The organism is Adhaeretor mobilis (assembly GCF_007741515.1).
GTDB classification, from domain to species: domain Bacteria; phylum Planctomycetota; class Planctomycetia; order Pirellulales; family Lacipirellulaceae; genus Adhaeretor; species Adhaeretor mobilis.
This window is the reverse complement of sequence record NZ_CP036263.1, coordinates 2,906,442-2,923,322: the sequence shown is the minus strand read 5'-3', so window position 1 is coordinate 2,923,322 and position 16,881 is coordinate 2,906,442. Positions and strand designations below refer to the sequence as shown.

The window sequence follows — 16,881 nt, the reverse complement described above, 5'->3', positions numbered from 1 at the left end:
CTTTTCTACCTATGATTAGATCGCACGAGAGAAATAGCCAAGGCTCCTATTCTCATTCAGCTTAAAACACAGGTCACGGCAGGGGCAGGCATGCTGCCCCAATGCAATGCAGGCCTGCTTTCCTGCCGCAACCCACGATCGAGAACCGGAGGTCAGGTGGTTCTCTAATACTTCACCAGGCATGCTATTGTTTTCTTCGACCAGCTAGCGACAACAGAGCCATGCCTGCAAGAACGAAACAGTGCGGCTCAGGAATGGCTCCGACGGAAGCTGTGAGGTTACTACTTCCCCCGTAGTTGTCTTGCCAGTCAGTCAAGTCGCCTACCAGAGGATCCTGTTGCCAGACGAGGAAATCATTGCCATCCACGGTTTCGTTTCCATCGAAATCACCAGGGAGAGGCTGGGACTCGGGTAGGCCATAGAATTCGCTAGGAACGAGGGCGTCGCGCGTGATGCGCACAAAGTCCATCTCGCCTTCATACTCTCGAATCGCACGGCCCGTACCATTGCTGCCGAAGATCAGGTACTCCTCCTCGCCGACTCCCATGGTTTCGCTCCAACTCGTGCCATTGATCCAAGCCGAAACATCTGTCGTGGCTTCCTCCACCCCGTCGATGTACAATCGCATTGTTTCACTGGTCGCGTCGAAAACGCCCGCAATATGGTGCCACTGGTCATCGTTGACGGCCGTGGTGCTCCACGTCTTGCCTCGGGTGTCCACCATGCCGAATTCTGCATCGCGTTTAGCCCCGAAGCCGGTTGAGAACATGACCTTGCCGGGTTGGTCATCGTCTAACCAAAAGCTCCCAAACCCATTCTGAATGAGGGGGGCGGTACCCTGCGTGTCAGTATCAGGTAGTCCGCCAGTGACCTGGCTGGTACGGATCATTGTTTCGTAGGTCATGGATTGGGTCGCATTGAATTGAAAATCGGCGTGCCCAGGAACTTCCACTGAATCGTTAATGCCTTCAGTAAACCCCCCTCCTATACCTCTCTCGAATTGCAGAGCGGCACCATCCATAGAACCAGGATTGCCCGCCACGTAGGGCACATCATCGTCGAAGTCAGCATAGATTGCGCCATCGTGTGTATTGGCACTTCCGCTGGTGTCTAAGATGGGATCTCCCTCAAGGACGACTTGGCCCACGGACTCCTCGTTGAAGGTCCACAGTCCGACCGTTTCGGCTGCAGCACTCGATGAGAATAGTCCCACGATCATCGCAGAAAACACCCAAGAAAACTTCTTCTTGTCAATCATCACTGACTCTCCCTAGAAAAGGTCGCAACCGTTGAACGCTTCAGAAACGCTCTGAAGCAATTGCGCTCAGGAGGTTACGGGTAATTGTGTTAACGACTCACAAACGCGATCCTCAATTTCCTATTATTGTTTCACTTCTTAGCTGGCGCGATCAGCACCAAGAGAAAGACCACACTTCCTTGTTGCTACAGAGAACGTTGTGACCTCGATTTGGGTTGCAGGTGGTTGGCACCGGATCGGCCGCCGCCAATTTTAATTGAAGACGGTGGACATGCACGTCATGCTAAACTACAACTGGTTTATGTCAATGTTTGTAATTCAAAAATGCATTAAATAATTTAATTGGTTTTTCGGGGCCTAGGGCAGTGTATGCATGTGCATATTCTGTTGCGTCTCACTTCATGAGGAAAGTGCAAAATGGAGCGCCCCATACTTGTCTGCGCGGCGCCGATAGGCGATTTCCCCGCAGTTAGGGAGCACCTTGAATCGGCTTTCGAGGTTCGCTACATCGAACCTTCCGAAGCAATGCTTCGGAAGTCGCTGCGTGAAGCGGATGCGTACCTGGCAACATTGAACGTGCCATTGACTCGGGAATTGCTTCAATCTGCAGCGTCTTTAAAGGTGATAGCCTCATCAAGCACGGGCTTGGACCACCTAGATCTTGAGGCTGCTGCCGCGCAAGGCATTCCCATTCTGTCTTTGAAGGAAGATCGGGAGTTCCTCGATAGCATCACGGCAACTGCCGAGTTGGCCTGGGCACTAATGCTCGCAAGCGCCAGAAGTCTGCCTAAGGCTTTTTCTGAAGTTCGCGAAGGCCAGTGGCAGCGTGATCGGTTTGTTGGCCGCCAACTCGCGTACAAAACGCTCGGCATCCTCGGTTGCGGACGTCTAGGAACAATCATGGCAGACTACGGCCGGGCATTTCGGATGAACGTCATCGGTTGCGATAAGAATTTGAGCAGTCATGAAGGAATCGAGATAGTCTCATTTGACGAATTGTTGCATCGCTCCGACGTTCTGAGCATTCACATACATCTCACGGAAGAAAACCACGGACTAATAGACCACGACGCTTTGTCTCGAATGAAGCCGGGTTCAATACTGGTCAACACGAGCCGGGGAGCCATTGTAGATGAAGTGGCGTTGATTGAGGCACTGCAGCACGGCCCGCTTCATGCGGCAGGAGTGGACGTCGTGACCAACGAATGGTCTGACAACATGCGGGAACATCCCATGATCCGGTATGCGAGAGCTCACGACAATTTGATTATTACACCCCACATTGGAGGTGTCACGACCGACTCTCTTACATCCGCGTACCTCCATACCGCCAAGAAGTTAGTTAGCTACTTTGATCACGAATTTGACTCCAGTAATACTAAATCCAGCAAAAGGGAAATGAAACACCATGTCCACGGCAACACTCGCCCAGCAGTACCGAGTCCTTCATCAACAAGGGTTCCTTCCCATCTTCGTCGAGGACCGGTTTGATGCGATGGTATTGGCGGAGGCTGCAGCTCAGGCAGGAGCCAAAGTGGTCGAATTGACTTGCCGTCGGGCGAGGATTCGTGAGGAGCTTTTTCAAATCCGCAAGGAACTACCCGAGCTGCTCGTGATGGTGGGAAGCGTTGTTGATGAGGGCCCCTTGATGGATTCTCTCAAACGACGACGCCCTTCGATGCCTTCGATCGACGAGCTGATTGACCTGGGCGCCCATGGGTTTGTAAGCGCAATGCCCATTTCATCGGCAACACTTGCGCGGGTTTCGCAAACACACCTATTTATACCCGGCGTGGAAACTCCTACAGAGATGGTTCGTGTGCTCGAATCCGGCGCGCACTTTGCCAAACTCTATAATACTATCCCCCTGGGAGAGCATCTTCGTGTGGAACTTTTGACGGGACCTGCGTTACACCGACTCATGCCTCTAATGATCACGGCAGGAATAAGTCGGGACAAAATTGAGGCTTACGTCAAAGCTGGAGCCGCCATCTTGGGGTCAGGATGGAAATTCATCCTCGGGGATAGCCATGATGAGCTCGAAGAGCGGCCGGACATACCGAAGATCGCAAAGGAGATGCGATTGACTCTCGACGAAATGTCAGCTGCTCGTGCCAAACATCAACCAATGCCACTAGACGGAAGCCTTGACGAGTACCTTCAGGCCATCCCGCATTACCACCCATTTGAAGAGTTGCAACTATGATTGAAAGAATCCCACTCTATTCATGCATGGTGCTTGCAATCGTGCACAGCCAACTAGCGAGTCTAGCAATTGGCCAGTCGCATAGTACTACTGTTGGTGATCCCGTACGTCCGGTCGAATTCAAGCAGATCGGCCTGATAAATCTATGGGAAAAATACGACGGCAATCTTACATGGGGTAAGGGGCAGTGCCTTGCCATTCTGGATGACGGATGCAACTTAGAGGCACCAGAATGGAAAGCCAAGATGCCTTGGGGGCCCAAGGTCGTTGGTGGGTATGACAGTATTGATCTAGATAGTGATCCCACACCCGTGCCACCCGGTTATCATGGCACATCGGTTGGCTTTCCTTCATCGATGTACTTTGAAGGAAAACGTGGAGTTGCCTACAACAACTCGGTTGTCCATGTGCGAGGAGTTACTGTCGTCCATCTTCGCAAGGATGAAACACGCTCAATGGCCGCGGGCCTACAATGGATTATCGATCATTACGAAAAGTACAATATTACAGCAGTCAATCTCTCGGCTCTAGACGATGAGGCGCATGCCAAGCCGAACCCAACGATAGTGGATGAGAAACTAAAGCGTCTGCGGGAGTTGAACGTTTGGGTCAGTGCACCTTGTGGTAATAACAATCACAAGAAGGGCGTTTCGTGGCCCGCATGCCAGCCCTATTGTTTTGCCATCGGGGCCACTAAGCCCGGCACAGACATTGCCTATCTGGACCGTTTTCAAAACACCGACATACTGGTTCCAGCTAGAGCGACTTCTTCATCGAATGCAATCATTGCCGGCGGTTCGATGGTTCTGCGAGAGGCAATTTTGAAAAATGGTTACGAGTGGAGTAAAGATGGCGATACGTTACCCGACGCGATGATGAGCATCTTCAAGAGAACAGGTGTCGATGTGCATGATTCGGCCACTAAAATCGATTTCAAACGCTTGGATCTGCAGGCAGCAGTTGAAAGTGTATTGACTAGGTAGGCACATGCGGTGAACGAAATCCATGTGAGGAATCATTCTGTATTGTTCTGGAAGCCTTTCTATGCCGTGAGGTTTAATTACAATCCTAACGCGAAGCTAATCCAGGCCAGGACCGAGCAAACAAAGGTGAGAGATGCCGACAAATGGACCGCAACATAAGATGCAAATTGAATAACCTACCCCCTGCTTTCAGCACATAGCATTTAGCACGTCGTGGAATCGCCTACTGCCCAAGAGAATTGCAGCGGAATCACTAAGCGTCGCTATTCTGGAATCATTAGCGTTCAAGAGTTCCTGTCCTGCAAATCACGATTGAGGAATATCAAATGACTGTATCACGTCGAACTTTCCTGAGAAACTCCGCGTTTACGACCGCCGCTGTGATGATGCCGGTGCGTAGCGTGATGGGAAAAACAGGTGCAAACGATCGTATAGGTACCGCGGTCGTGGGAATCCGCGGCCGTGGCAGGGATCATATTAAAAACCTTGGCGAAAATGTCGTGGCGCTTTGCGACGTCGACCAACAAGTGCTCGACCAACGAGCCGACGAGTTCAAGCAAGAACACAACCGCGAGGTGGCTACGTTTACCGACTACCGCCGGATGCTGGATACAAAGAACATAGACGCAGTGTCGATCGCTACGCCGAACCACACGCATGCTCTAATTGCCATTGAGGCAATGCAAGCGGGAAAGGATGTCTATACCGAAAAGCCTGTTTCGCACAATGTGTGGGAAGGCCGTCAAATGGTCAATGCCGCGCGTAAATACAATCGAATTGTACAGTGTGGTACACAAGCACGGTCAAGCATTGGCATTGCCGAAGGGGTGAAATTCGTCCAGAGCGGAAAGCTTGGCAAAATTCAATACGCGGTTGGTACATGCTTCAAGCCTCGTAAGAGCATTGGCAAGCTCGACTCACCCTTGGCAATACCTGACCATATCGACTACGACCTGTGGTGTGGTCCGGCGGCAAAGGTTGATCTCTACCGACCTCAGTTGCATTACGACTGGCATTGGGATTTTAACACGGGCAGTGGTGACATGGGAAATCAAGGTATCCATCAGATGGATATTGCTCGCTGGTTCCTAGGAGAGATGGCCCTAGCGCCGAGTGTGATGAGTATAGGCGGTCGATATGGCTACGACGATGCGGGTGACACACCAAATACACAGATCGTCTACCACAATTACCAGAAAGCTCCACTGATCTTTGAAACACGCGGACTTCCTCGCTCGAAAGCAGACCGAAAAAAGTGGGGAGCCAGTATGGATAAATACCGAGGCACTCGGATCGGTGTGATCATTCAGTGTGAGCAAGGGTATGTTCTTGTGCCCAACTATACGCGGACGTTAGCGTACGACAACGACGGTGAATTGATTGAGGAATGGTCTGGAGCGGGCAATCATTTTGAGAACTTCTTGGGCGCAGTCCGATCCCGGAAAGCAACTGATTTGAAGGCCGATATCCTTGAGGGTCACATCTCAAGTAGCTTGTGCCACACTGGCAATATCTCTCATCGGCTGGGAGCGAGATATCCTGCTCAAGAGATCGCTCAAGAACTGCAATCAAAGGAACGATTGAACGACTCCTTTACACGTATGGCTCATCACCTGGAAGCAAATGAAATCGACATCCAGAGCGATGCGATAACACTGGGGGCTTGGCTGGAAATGGAACCACAGAAAGAACAATTCACGAACAATGACGATGCAAATCGGCTGCTGCGACGTGAGGGACGGTCCCCGTTCATTATTCCCGATCTTTCGTAGTAGTGATTGGCATTAGACTTCTGTACTGCAAGCTAAGAGGGTTGACTCATAGGAAAGCATCGCTCTCTACCTTGTGCTACGGGGGCTCATTAGTCATCTCCGTTCTTGACACCGGCTGTACAGGCCAGCTCCTATTGTATCACGCAGTGGCCCAATAGAAATCCTCGGAAGCACCATGAAAGCATGCCTTCGCCTCTCTTGTTTCCTTTTGCTCGTTGTGGGGCTCGCCCAAAACATCGGACTCGCTGCGACGTTCAAGAAGATTCAGCTCTCCGATCAGTTTTTCTGCGAGGGGGCGACCTTTACTGACGTAGATCGCGACGGCTCCGCAGACATCGTCGCTGGCCCTTACTGGTACGCTGGCCCAGAGTTCATCGAACGTACTGAGTTATATTCCCCTCAGCCATTCGATATCGTCAACTACTCCGATAATTTCTTAACCTTTGCCTACGATTTCAGTGGCGATGGTTGGGACGACATTTTGGTTGTTGGCTACCCAGGAACCGAATCATTCTGGTACCAAAATCCGCAAGGCAAGTCAGGCCCATGGGAACGTCACCTGGCATTGGCTGTAACCGACAATGAGTCCCCGACTCTTACCGACGTCACAGGTGACGGTGTCCCAGAGTTGGTCTGCATGAGTGGTGGGCGAATTGGGTATGCTGTAATCTCACCGGACACTCCGACTCATCCCTGGCAATTTCACGCTGTTTCTCCGAAGAGAGACTTTCAACGATTTACCCATGGTCTGGGGGTGGGCGACATCAACGGCGATGGTCGGATGGATCTGCTAGAAAAAGATGGGTGGTGGGAACAGCCTACGAATGAGGTGCCCGAAGGCGAGCCATGGACCTTCCACAAAGTGAAATTTTCCGAGCTGGGTGGCGCCCAAATGTTTGCCTACGATCTTGACGACGACGGTGACAACGACGTCGTAACCTCTAAGGCAGCCCATGCCTACGGCTTGGCATGGTTTGAAAACACGGGTAAGGACAATGAAGGCGAAGTTACCTTTTGTGAACACTCGATCATGGGGGAGCATGCTGAAGAGAAGAAACATGGCGTCGCATTCTCGCAGCTCCATGCAGTTGAATTGGCTGATGTGAACGGCGATGGCATTGATGACATCATTACGGGGAAACGCTTCTGGGCCCATAAGGGAAAAGACCCTGGTTCACGGGAGCCTGCAGTGCTGTATTGGTTTGAGACGGTACGCAACGGTCGGGATGTCAGCTTTCTCCCCCACAGGGTCGATAGCAACTCTGGCGTTGGCACACAGGTAGTCGTCGATGACCTCACTGGCGATAGACTGCTCGATATCGTTGTCGGCAACAAAAAGGGGACTTTTCTATTCACTCAAATTGCTGCAGAAAAAGAGATTGAGGTATCAAGTACCTCGAAACCAATTGAAACGCACGCAATTAGTGACACCGATCGAGTTGCGGAACGCGAGGAATCCCAAACGGCATCTTACGATGCGTTGTCATCCTGTAAAGAATCTCAGGGATCGCCGACGTCTGACGATCAAGCACCCGCACTTCCAAATATAGTAGTCATATTTGTAGACGACCTGGGATATGCCGACATTGGCCCGTATGGGGCGGTGGCATACCCCACGCCTCACTTGGACCGCATGGCCGGTGAGGGCCGCGTGTTTACTGATTTTGTATCGGCGACGGCGGTCTGTTCTGCCTCGCGGGCAGCATTGCTCACTGGATGTTATCCCGAACGGGTAAGCATCCTGGGAGCATTGTATCCCAATGCAAAGATTGGTCTCAATTCCAAAGAGTTGACCTTGGCTGAGCTATGCAAACAACAGGGATATGCCACGGCAATCTTTGGCAAATGGCACTTGGGGCACCTGACGCCATTTCTTCCACTGCAGCATGGTTTCGACGAGTATTTTGGCTTGCCATACTCCAATGACATGTGGCCACTGCGCCCTGGAGAGCTGGCACTTCCTGCAGAAGGCGGAGCACGTAAGAAGAGGTTTCCGAACCTTCCCCTGTTTGAGGGCAATCGCGTTGTTAAGGAGGAGGTTACGGCTGAAGATCAGGCGCAATTAACCACTATGTATACGGAGCGGTCCGTCGATTTTATCAATCGCAACGCTAATCGACCGTTTTTTCTCTATGTTCCCCACACCATGGTGCATGTGCCGCTTTTCGTCTCGAGCAAGTTTCAAGGCAAGAGCGGTGCAGGGCTCTTCGGCGATGTGGTTATGGAAATCGACTGGTCCGTGGGACAAATCCTCGACGCCATTCATCAAAACGAAATTGAAGAGAATACGCTCGTGATTTTCACATCGGATAATGGACCTTGGTTGAATTTCGGCAACCATGCCGGGTCTGCAAAGCCGCTCCGCGAGGGAAAAGGTACGATGTTTGAGGGAGGCTATCGAGAGCCGTGCATCATGCGTTGGCCTGGGAAGATTCCTGCCGGTACACAATGTGACGAGTTGGCTTCCACGATTGACCTGCTCCCTACCGTGGCAAAACTCATCGGAGCCGAGTTGCCACCTGAACGGACCATCGATGGAGAAGATATTTGGCCCCTAATGTCGGGCAGGCCAAATGCCGAGAGTCCTCATGAGATATTCTACTGTTACTATGGTGGCGAACTGCACGCGGTTCGCAATCGTCGATGGAAGCTGCACTTCCCACATCCATATCGAAGTTTGGAAGGCAAACCAGGCGGAATTGACGGAATACCTACGGCGTACAGCCGCCTCAGGACGGGCGTGGAATTATACGACTTGAAAAGTGATATTGGCGAATCAAAGAATGTTGCAAATCTGCACCCAAAGATTGTTGCGAGGTTCACAAGAGAAGCGGAATCCGCCCGCGCTGCACTCGGTGACAAACTCACCAACCGAGTTGGAGCAGAGATCCGACCGCACGGCACGGCCGAATGAGTGCGTGAGCGATCCTAGTGAGGTAGATCGCAATGCGGACGGCCAATACTGACTGCATCACGACCAGCTCCGTGCGTGAATGTTTTGCAACATGCCGACAACCTCGAGGTTATTAGCCTCGTGAGCTACCGTCAGACCGAACTCCGATCATGTTCAAGATTATGCAATCTCCAAGCTTCCATTGAATGAGTATTGCCATGAAACATAAGCTGGTCCTTACTCCAATGTCGTTTCATGAAGATCTACTTGCAGCCCCTTGCTCAACGAAGGTAGACAGTATCGCAAGGTGCATTCCTATAGCATTCAATGGCTAAATCTAGTGCGTATTCGGGGCATAACTAGTTGAGGAAGCCCCTTAGCTTTCTCGTGGTCCCTCTTTGGCCACTTTCTTAGCAATTCCAATCCCCGGAGACCGCCATGGCGGAACTGATTGCGCTGGCCCTTGCGCTCGCTCTGATAGCGCTCGCCGTCACGTTTTTACGCGCGCAGAGACTACGGCGTGCGCTGGAGCGATTACTCGAATGGCCTGCTCCCCAAAAGCTGATCCATATGTTATGAGAGTCTCACCCGCCGATGATGGCAAGGAGACTCATGATGTCGAAACCTGGAAGAAAGAAGCGTCATTCGCCCGAACAGATCGTGAAGAAGCTGCGTGATGCGGATGCGATGCTCAATGCGGGCAAAGACGTGGCTGCCGTGTTGCAGTCGATGGAGATCAGCGAAGCGACCTACCACCGCTGGCGCAATCAATATGGCGGGATGAAGGCCGAAGAAGCGAAGCGTCTGAAGCAACTCGAAGACGAGAACAAGCGATTGAAAGAGATCGTGGCCGATCAGCAACTCGACATTAAGATGCTGAAGCATCTTCAAGAGGGAAACTGGTAAGCCCTTCTCGGAAGCGTGCGGCCGCCTCAGAGCTTCAAGAGAAGTTCGAGGCCTCCCAACGCAGGGCTTGTTCAACGGTCGATCAGCCGCGTAGCAGGCAGCGTTACGCGGCACAGTCGCGTGAAGATGAACAGAAGCTGGTGATACGCATGCTCGAATTAGTACGTGAGAACTGCCGTTACGGCTATCGCCGGATTGCCGCTTTGTTGCGTCAAGAAGGCTGGCAGGTGAACCTCAAGCGTGTCTATCGCCTGTGGCGTCAGGAAGGACTGAAAGTGCCTCAAAAGAAGCGGAAGCGGAGACGATTGGGCGTGAAAGAGAATGGCTGTTATCACCGTCGTGCTGAGCACAAGAATCACGTCTGGGCCTGGGACTTTATCTTTGATCGAACGACCAGCGGTAGCACGCTGAAGTGCTTATCGATCGTCGATGAATATACGCGAGAATGTTTAGCATTGAAGATCGATCGCAGCATCACCAGTGAGGATGTGCTCGATACACTGGCGGAGTTGTTTGCCATGCGTGGTGTGCCTCGGCACATTCGCAGCGACAATGGGCCCGAGTTCATTGCGAATGCCGTGCAGCGTTGGCTTAAGCAGTTAGAGATTGAGACGCTGTACGTGGCTCCTGGGAGCCCATGGCAGAATGGTTATGCGGAGAGCTTTCACAGCCGCGTGCGTGACGAGTTCTTTGCGATTGAGGAGTTTGAGAACCTCGGGGTAGCACGCAAACTAGCTGCCGCTTGGAAAGAGAATTACAACCACCGTCGTCCGCACAGTTCGCTAGGGTACGTTGCCCCGGCGGAGTTCGCGGCCCGCCCTGCTTCCGCTCCGGAGTTGGCTTCGGCTACGCCTCAGCCAACTCCTCCGCTCCAGCAGGGCGGAGAGATCCCCCAACCCGTACTCTCAAAACCTGTGGTACAGGTTTTGGGGGCAGGTCACGAGGCAAATTCATCTCGGCTCATGATCTGCGACGAGCGTTCGGCTATCGCTGGTCACGTCGCGTCACGCCGCCAGTACTGGAAGAGCTAATGCGTCACGCCTCAGTAGAAACGAGCATGACCTACTATGTCGGCCAGAATGCAGCGACAACAGCTAGAGAGCTATGGTCGGCTCTAGGTGACATTTCAGGTGACACCCAGAATTCTAAAGAGTGACAAGCGTCGCAAACCGCTTGTTTTTAAGTACACCCCGGAGGATTCGAACCTCCAACCTTCGGATTCGTAGTTTTCTGGAGTAGGCGGATTGGCGTCCGAATAGGGTTTAAATGGCGGATACAGCCGAATCTCAGTTTCGGCAAATATGCTACCAGAGTCGATTAAAGGTCCAAATTGGGTACACATTTCAGTGTGTACCCACTTACCGCGATACCAGTCCGCCCCCAACTTCACAAGCCGGCATCACTCTGAATAGCAGCTGTTCTACTAAGGCTCTCCTAAGTACGGATACTCATTGCCTCCCTGGGAGGCAATGAGTACCGCGCCTCAGGGTATGTCGATTCCCAGAACGGGTTCGAAGCAACTGTTGGGACTGATTGGTCTGTGGTAGTGAAGCCAGATGGAGCCCAGTTCTTTCAGAGTGGCATGGTTACGGGCAGGTCACGAGTTCATTGCTAATGCCGTGCAGCGTTGGCTGAAGCAGTTAGAGATTGAGACGCTGTACGTGGCTCCTGGGAGCCCATGGCAGAATGGTTATGCGGAGAGCTTTCACAGTCGCGTGCGCGATGAGTTTTTTGCGATTGAAGAGTTTGAGAACCTCGGGGTAGCACGCAAGCTGGCTGCTGCTTGGAAAGAGAATTACAACCACCGTCGTCCGCACAGTTCGCTGGGGTACGTTGCCCCGGCGGAGTTCGCGGCCCGCCCTGCTTCCGCTCCGGAGTGTCGAGTAGGCCCAGGGGATTGCTCCCCCAGGCCTCTCACAGAACCGGACTTGTGGACCACACATCCGGCTCTTCAAGCTGTCATCTCAAACGTCAAACAGGCATTGCTGCTTGATGGAGACCCGCTCCTCAGGATTTAGCGCACGCCACTGGTCGGTAAGCACCATCAGTTGCGCGGCGAACCAGGCGTTAGGATACGCCTTTTGGATGCCGGAACTGACGCTGCGTCACCAGACGCCGGTACGCTGAAAGGCGGTATGAGCCGCCGACTGAGGAGAGACACCACACGCAATCAAGTGACGGTAAAGATGCCGGGGACGCTTCTTCTGGCGAATAATAATCGCCCGAATTCGACGCCGAATATGGGTGTCGAATTTGTGGAGCGGCCTCAGCTGATCTTCCGTACACAACCGGAAGTACCCAATCCATCCGCGTAAGTAGCGGTTCAGACCTCCAAAGCACGTCTTCAGCGAGCGACCCCAGTTCCGCGGCGTGAGCTCACGAATCCTGACGTCCATCCGCGTTTTCGTGCGTTCAGAGATGGCCACCGCCACGCTTCCATCTTCGCTCTTGCTCAGATGAAAGCCTAAGAAGGTCAGGTTCACCGGCCCCGAAACCGAACTCTTCTCCTCATTCACCTTGAGACGCAAGCGCCTCTCGATAAACTGACGAACCGAGTTCATCACCCGACGATTAGCCCGTTCGCTCTTGACGAACACGTTAAAGTCATCGGCATAGCGTACGAATCACAACCCTCGACGCTCCAACTCCCAGTCCAACTCGTCTAGGACGATGTGCGACAGCAGGGGAGAGAGAGGACCGCCTTGCGGCGTTCCCTCGTCGGCAGCGGTTCGCGTACCATCGGGAAGAACCACCTTCGCTGTCAGCAAGCGATGCACCAGCTTAAGGACACGACCATCTTCGACTTGCTGGGCCATGCGGTTCAGCAGACGCTGATGATGGACCCGATCAAAGAATTTGGATAGGTCGATATCGACCGTCCAGACATAGCCCTCTGCCGGATACTTCTTTGCTTCGGCGATGGCGGTAGGTGCACCCCGGTGAGGACGAAAGCCGGGTAGTGTCCGTCAATATGCGCACATTAGTTTTTAGGGTTTGCCCTTGCTGGTAGGTCCGGCCCCAACTCCGTAGCAGCGTAGCTGCGGAGGAGTTGGGGCCGGGCGCGGCCTACGCGACCGCCTCAGTCCCTTCCTGTTGCTCGCTCTCCTTCTGCTGATCGGCAAGCCGACTCATGTCCAGGTACTTCCGAGTGCCCCACTTCGTGCCCGCGATGTGACGCAGCCTAGCGGCGACCAGCATCAATGCACTGTTGCCGTCTGGGAACGCTCCCACAACTCGAGTCCTGCGACGGATCTCTCGCATAATCCGCTCCAGCGGGTTGTTCGTCCGAATCCGTGTCCAATGCTCGCGAGGGAAAGCCATGTAGCTGAGCGTCTCGCTCGCCCCTTCCTCGACGCAGCGGGACGCCTTGGCCAACTTCATTACCTGGAGCTTCGCTACGACATCAGTAGCCTTCTTCTCCGCCGCCTCGCGGTCTTCTTGGGCATGGATCGCCTTGAGCATCGCCATCACTTCCTTCATCTTCGACGTAGGTACCGATGACGCCACATTGCGATACCAATGCACCATGCAACGCTGCCAAGCAGATTCTGGGTAAAACTCGGCCAGCGAATCCACTAAACCGAGACACTTGTCGCTGGTCACCAACTGCACGCCTTTCAATCCACGCTCTTTGAGATGCCTTAAAAAGCTCTTCCAACTCTCGATATCCTCCTTCGTTCCCTCGCAGACACCCAGCACCTGGCGATAGCCTTTCTGGTCCACGCCAATTGCTACCAGAACGGCCACGTTCTTCACTTCACCGCCCCACGAGCGTTTCAGCCAAATGCCGTCCAAGGCAATGTAAGCGTACTCGCCCTCAATGGGCCGGTTACGCCACTGCTCGATTCGCTCGTACAACTTCTGGTTCAAGTCGCTCACAGCGCTGGGGGAAACTCGCGTTCCCCACAAGGCTTCGGTAATATCCTCCACCCGTCGCACGCTTACGCCTGCGAGGTACATCTCCATCAGCGCTTCTTCGACACTCGATTCTCGCCGTCTGTAACGCTCAATAATCTGCGTCTCAAAAGGTAACGAGCGTAAGCGAGGGACCTTCAAATTCACTTCTCCTGCCTTCGTTTGCAGCTTTCGGTCGTACGAGCCAGCTCGCGTGTCGACACGGTCGGCAGACCGCTCGTAACGCTTCGCTCCGCAAAGCTGGTCCGCTTCTGCGTCGAGCAGCCCGTTGAGAGTCTCTTCGACGCTCGTGCGAACCACCTCATCGACATGACCGCGAATCTTTGACTCATCGACTGAAATTACGTCTCCGGTTACACTTGCCATCGTGGCAGTCTCCTTCGCTTGGTTGGTATTGGAATCGTTCAAAAACAATTCCTACCAAGCAGGGGCTGCCCGTTTAAGTGCGCAACTATTAGGACGTTATCGAAAGCCGTGGCTGCTGTCATGAAACGTCGGTTCAACTGCGGCTCCAGGACTTGGAGCAACGCTTGCTGGACCACGCGATCCACAACGTTCGGGATACCTAGTCCCCGCTGACCTCCACCCGGCTTGGAAATCCAAACCCGGCGAATGTCTCCAGGACGATAGGCTCCTGATAGCAACTCACGTCGCAGCTTGGGGTAGTAGCCGTGGAGCATCCTCCACAACTTCTTTTACGCTGAGTCCATCAGTACCGGCAGCACCCTTATTGCGTGCCACGTTGAGCAGTGCTCGGGCCAAATTGAACACCGAGGCTGCTCGTTCTAGCAGTCGACCTGTATCGTCTTCTGCTCGGGTGACCGATTCGTTCGGCTCCTTGACGCTTGCTTGGTGCAGCAGGAACGCCTTGCCTGCGGATTCGTCCGCTGGGTTGTCGCCCTTGCTCTCTTGCGAGTTGTCGGCAAACACAAACGTCAGTTGGCGGGAATCGGCACTTAACAACTTGTCGCCCCCTTCGCTCCACCGACATTACTCGGCTTCGGCACTACTATGGGGCGATCCGACTTCTCTCCCAGCATCGACGGGTCGTCGTCACCTTCTTCCCTTCTACCGCAGGGCGGACTAAGAGAGATCTCTTGGGGTAAGGTGAAGCAATGTCCCGCCGCCGCTGCCCTCAATACTCCACGGCCACGATCGGATATCGGGCGTCGCGTAGGCGAGCACGCTTGCCCAGGTCCGAGGAGCCTGCCTAAGGGTTCACTTGCGTTCAGTGCTGCGGTTCGGCTCCGGCTTCCATCCCACACGCCCTCACGGGAAAGACTTCGATTGTCCATTGTCCAAACGCGGTCTCGTGCAGTTGCTTTCACCTCGTGGTTACCTCCGTTAGGATCCACAGAGGACTTTCACCCCCAATCGCTCGACCATGCCCAGCGCACCTTCGTTCGCTACGCTCACTTCGCGGAACAGCCTTAGTCTCTAATGCACTAATATTCCCTTGATATTGAAAGATACAAGGTCAACGTCTAAACAGTTGTTTGGTTAGAATGCTTGGACGGCGCTGAATCGGTAGCCCTATCAGACGGTAGCGAGTGCGCAACAGCCCCAGACGCTCCTGTTCCAACCCGGTGTTACTTTCCGCCTAGCCCCGTGCCATTGAATTGCCCCGCGGCTGTAGTTTCAAAGTTCGGAAAACGGAAGTTTCTGGTATCTGTGAATCTTCTCGCCTATCTGTGAGAGCTTTTTAAGAAGGTGGCTCGGTAGGATGCGGATTGTGCTGCAGCCTATGACTTGGAACCATTTCTTGCTTTTCTTTGTCCCACCCCATCATTTGTCCATTCCGCCAAGACTCATTGGCCATCGCTGCCGCAGCAATCCCTGCCAATCCGAGACGTACGGGACAATTCAACGGTTCCCCATTTCGCATATGATTGTGAAGATTCGTATGATGTAGATTCACATCTTCATCCCCTGACTTCTTATGCTCAGCAAGGATTTTGCCGTCTTTATCCTTTGCTACCCACCCATCATTCGTGAAATAAAGCGTCCCTCGGTAACCCCGAATGAGATGGTCGAAACCAACGCGATTGCTCTGCGTACCAAGCGCATAAACAGTCAGCCCCTCGGGATACTCGCAGATCATTTCAAAGTTATCAGGTAAGTCACGATTCTCCGGCCACTGCCAGATGCCTCCCATTCCTACTACCCGACGAGGCATGTGCAAGTCGAGCGCTCGGATCATTCGCGTAATGCGATGTACCAACAAGTCACTGGCGATTCCTCCAGAGTACATCGAAAAGTTTCGCCATTCAAAATAATGGTGAGGGTTCCATGCTGTATCAGGTGCCGGCCCAAGCCAAGCTTTCCAGTCCAGATCTGCTGGTTTTGGCCTGTCCTCTTTTAGATCCGGAACGCAAAAGAGTCCCTGTTCACCGTACCGCCGAACATACTCGATTTGAGCTTGGACTACTTGGCCAATAACGCCGCCACGAATCGCTACATTGGCGGACGAATAGCTGTCATCGGACATCCCTTGTACTCCAATTTGGAGAGGAAGATTAGTCTCGACTTGCCTTTTCAATACTGCAAATGCTTCAGGAATCGTGTGCGTCATCGGTTTTTCACAGTAGACCGCCTTTCCTGCATCGAACGCATCAAGAGTCATTCGCGCATGTTGATGTTCAGGAGTTGCAATAACCACATAGTCGACTTGTTTATTATCAAGTACCTCGCGATAGTCTTGGGTTGCAATCGAAGCACCCGTTTTGCTGGCCCCTTCAACGGCCCGAGTCTTCCAGCAATCTGCAACGGCTAAGGACAGTAGGTTGTTTGATTTCTTTAGGTCGTTGAATGCCCGCATGTGATTAGCAGCCATGCCACCTGCGCCAATATAGCCGATCCCCAACCGATCATTGGCACCAATAATGTTGCCATAACTCTTGGCCGTCCATTGCATGGCCACTGTCGCTATGCCTGTGGATTCCAGGAAT

At 53.1% G+C, this 16,881-nt stretch carries 11 protein-coding genes and 2 pseudogenes; 7 read left to right on the top strand and 6 right to left on the bottom strand.

What is annotated here, in order from left to right:
- Positions 1 to 184: 184 nt before the first annotated feature.
- Complete coding sequence (locus HG15A2_RS11505) at positions 185 to 1,258, bottom strand: LamG domain-containing protein (RefSeq protein ID WP_145060394.1); 1,074 nt, start codon at positions 1,256 to 1,258, stop codon at positions 185 to 187.
- A gap of 417 nt (positions 1,259 to 1,675) precedes the next feature.
- Between HG15A2_RS11505 and HG15A2_RS11500 the strand changes: the two genes are divergently transcribed.
- The 7 genes and pseudogenes from HG15A2_RS11500 (at position 1,676) to HG15A2_RS23960 (ending at position 12,036) form a co-directional block, all read left to right on the top strand.
- Positions 1,676 to 2,749 carry a 2-hydroxyacid dehydrogenase gene (locus HG15A2_RS11500; RefSeq protein WP_145060393.1) on the top strand — a complete coding sequence of 358 codons (1,074 nt, stop codon included), beginning with the start codon at positions 1,676 to 1,678 and terminating at the stop codon, positions 2,747 to 2,749.
- The gene (locus tag HG15A2_RS11495) at positions 2,667 to 3,464 is read left to right on the top strand and encodes a beta/alpha barrel domain-containing protein (RefSeq protein ID WP_145060392.1); all 798 of its coding nucleotides are present in this window, start codon (positions 2,667 to 2,669) and stop codon (positions 3,462 to 3,464) included. The genes HG15A2_RS11500 and HG15A2_RS11495 overlap by 83 nt, the downstream gene beginning before the upstream one ends.
- On the top strand, positions 3,461 to 4,447 hold the full coding sequence (locus HG15A2_RS11490; protein WP_145060391.1) for a S8 family serine peptidase: 987 nt from the start codon (positions 3,461 to 3,463) through the stop codon (positions 4,445 to 4,447). The genes HG15A2_RS11495 and HG15A2_RS11490 overlap by 4 nt, the downstream gene beginning before the upstream one ends.
- A 326-nt stretch (positions 4,448 to 4,773) precedes the next feature.
- Positions 4,774 to 6,219, top strand: coding sequence for a Gfo/Idh/MocA family protein (locus HG15A2_RS11485; protein ID WP_145060390.1), 1,446 nt, complete (start codon positions 4,774 to 4,776; stop codon positions 6,217 to 6,219).
- A gap of 175 nt (positions 6,220 to 6,394) precedes the next feature.
- Positions 6,395 to 9,133, top strand: coding sequence for a sulfatase-like hydrolase/transferase (locus tag HG15A2_RS11480; protein WP_145060389.1), 2,739 nt, complete (start codon positions 6,395 to 6,397; stop codon positions 9,131 to 9,133).
- Positions 9,134 to 9,727: 594 nt separating this feature from the next.
- Positions 9,728 to 10,821 (top strand): annotated as a pseudogene (locus HG15A2_RS11475) (IS3 family transposase); the annotation flags it as partial.
- Between the two features lie 774 nt (positions 10,822 to 11,595).
- Positions 11,596 to 12,036, top strand: a complete 441-nt coding sequence (locus HG15A2_RS23960; RefSeq protein ID WP_218932516.1) for an integrase core domain-containing protein — start codon at positions 11,596 to 11,598, stop codon at positions 12,034 to 12,036.
- A gap of 87 nt (positions 12,037 to 12,123) precedes the next feature.
- Here the strand turns inward: HG15A2_RS23960 and HG15A2_RS24555 are convergent, their stop codons facing one another.
- The 5 genes and pseudogenes from HG15A2_RS24555 to HG15A2_RS11445 form a co-directional block, all read right to left on the bottom strand.
- Positions 12,124 to 12,414, bottom strand: coding sequence for a group II intron maturase-specific domain-containing protein (locus tag HG15A2_RS24555; RefSeq protein ID WP_246117962.1), 291 nt, complete (start codon positions 12,412 to 12,414; stop codon positions 12,124 to 12,126).
- 69 nt (positions 12,415 to 12,483) lie between these two features.
- Positions 12,484 to 12,966, bottom strand: a pseudogene (locus HG15A2_RS11460) (reverse transcriptase domain-containing protein); the annotation flags it as partial.
- A gap of 118 nt (positions 12,967 to 13,084) precedes the next feature.
- Positions 13,085 to 14,299 (bottom strand): IS256 family transposase, encoded by a 1,215-nt coding sequence (locus HG15A2_RS11455; RefSeq protein ID WP_145060386.1) that lies wholly within the window; start codon positions 14,297 to 14,299, stop codon positions 13,085 to 13,087.
- Positions 14,300 to 14,578: 279 nt separating this feature from the next.
- Positions 14,579 to 14,896, bottom strand: a complete 318-nt coding sequence (locus tag HG15A2_RS11450) for a hypothetical protein (RefSeq protein WP_145060385.1) — start codon at positions 14,894 to 14,896, stop codon at positions 14,579 to 14,581.
- Positions 14,897 to 15,635: 739 nt separating this feature from the next.
- Positions 15,636 to 16,847, bottom strand: coding sequence for a Gfo/Idh/MocA family protein (locus tag HG15A2_RS11445; protein ID WP_246117961.1), 1,212 nt, complete (start codon positions 16,845 to 16,847; stop codon positions 15,636 to 15,638).
- Positions 16,848 to 16,881: the final 34 nt, after the last annotated feature.

What these genes read in the sequence shown, in the direction of transcription:
- HG15A2_RS11505 (WP_145060394.1), bottom strand. Translation starts at nt 1,258, where the DNA reads ATGATTGACAAGAAGAAGTTTTCTTGGGTGTTTTCTGCGATGATCGTG.
- HG15A2_RS11500 (WP_145060393.1), top strand. Translation starts at nt 1,676, where the DNA reads ATGGAGCGCCCCATACTTGTCTGCGCGGCGCCGATAGGCGATTTCCCC.
- HG15A2_RS11495 (WP_145060392.1), top strand. Translation starts at nt 2,667, where the DNA reads ATGTCCACGGCAACACTCGCCCAGCAGTACCGAGTCCTTCATCAACAA.
- HG15A2_RS11490 (WP_145060391.1), top strand. Translation starts at nt 3,461, where the DNA reads ATGATTGAAAGAATCCCACTCTATTCATGCATGGTGCTTGCAATCGTG.
- HG15A2_RS11485 (WP_145060390.1), top strand. Translation starts at nt 4,774, where the DNA reads ATGACTGTATCACGTCGAACTTTCCTGAGAAACTCCGCGTTTACGACC.
- HG15A2_RS11480 (WP_145060389.1), top strand. Translation starts at nt 6,395, where the DNA reads ATGAAAGCATGCCTTCGCCTCTCTTGTTTCCTTTTGCTCGTTGTGGGG.
- HG15A2_RS24555 (WP_246117962.1), bottom strand. Translation starts at nt 12,414, where the DNA reads ATGGACGTCAGGATTCGTGAGCTCACGCCGCGGAACTGGGGTCGCTCG.
- HG15A2_RS11455 (WP_145060386.1), bottom strand. Translation starts at nt 14,299, where the DNA reads ATGGCAAGTGTAACCGGAGACGTAATTTCAGTCGATGAGTCAAAGATT.
- HG15A2_RS11445 (WP_246117961.1), bottom strand. Translation starts at nt 16,847, where the DNA reads ATGCAATGGACGGCCAAGAGTTATGGCAACATTATTGGTGCCAATGAT.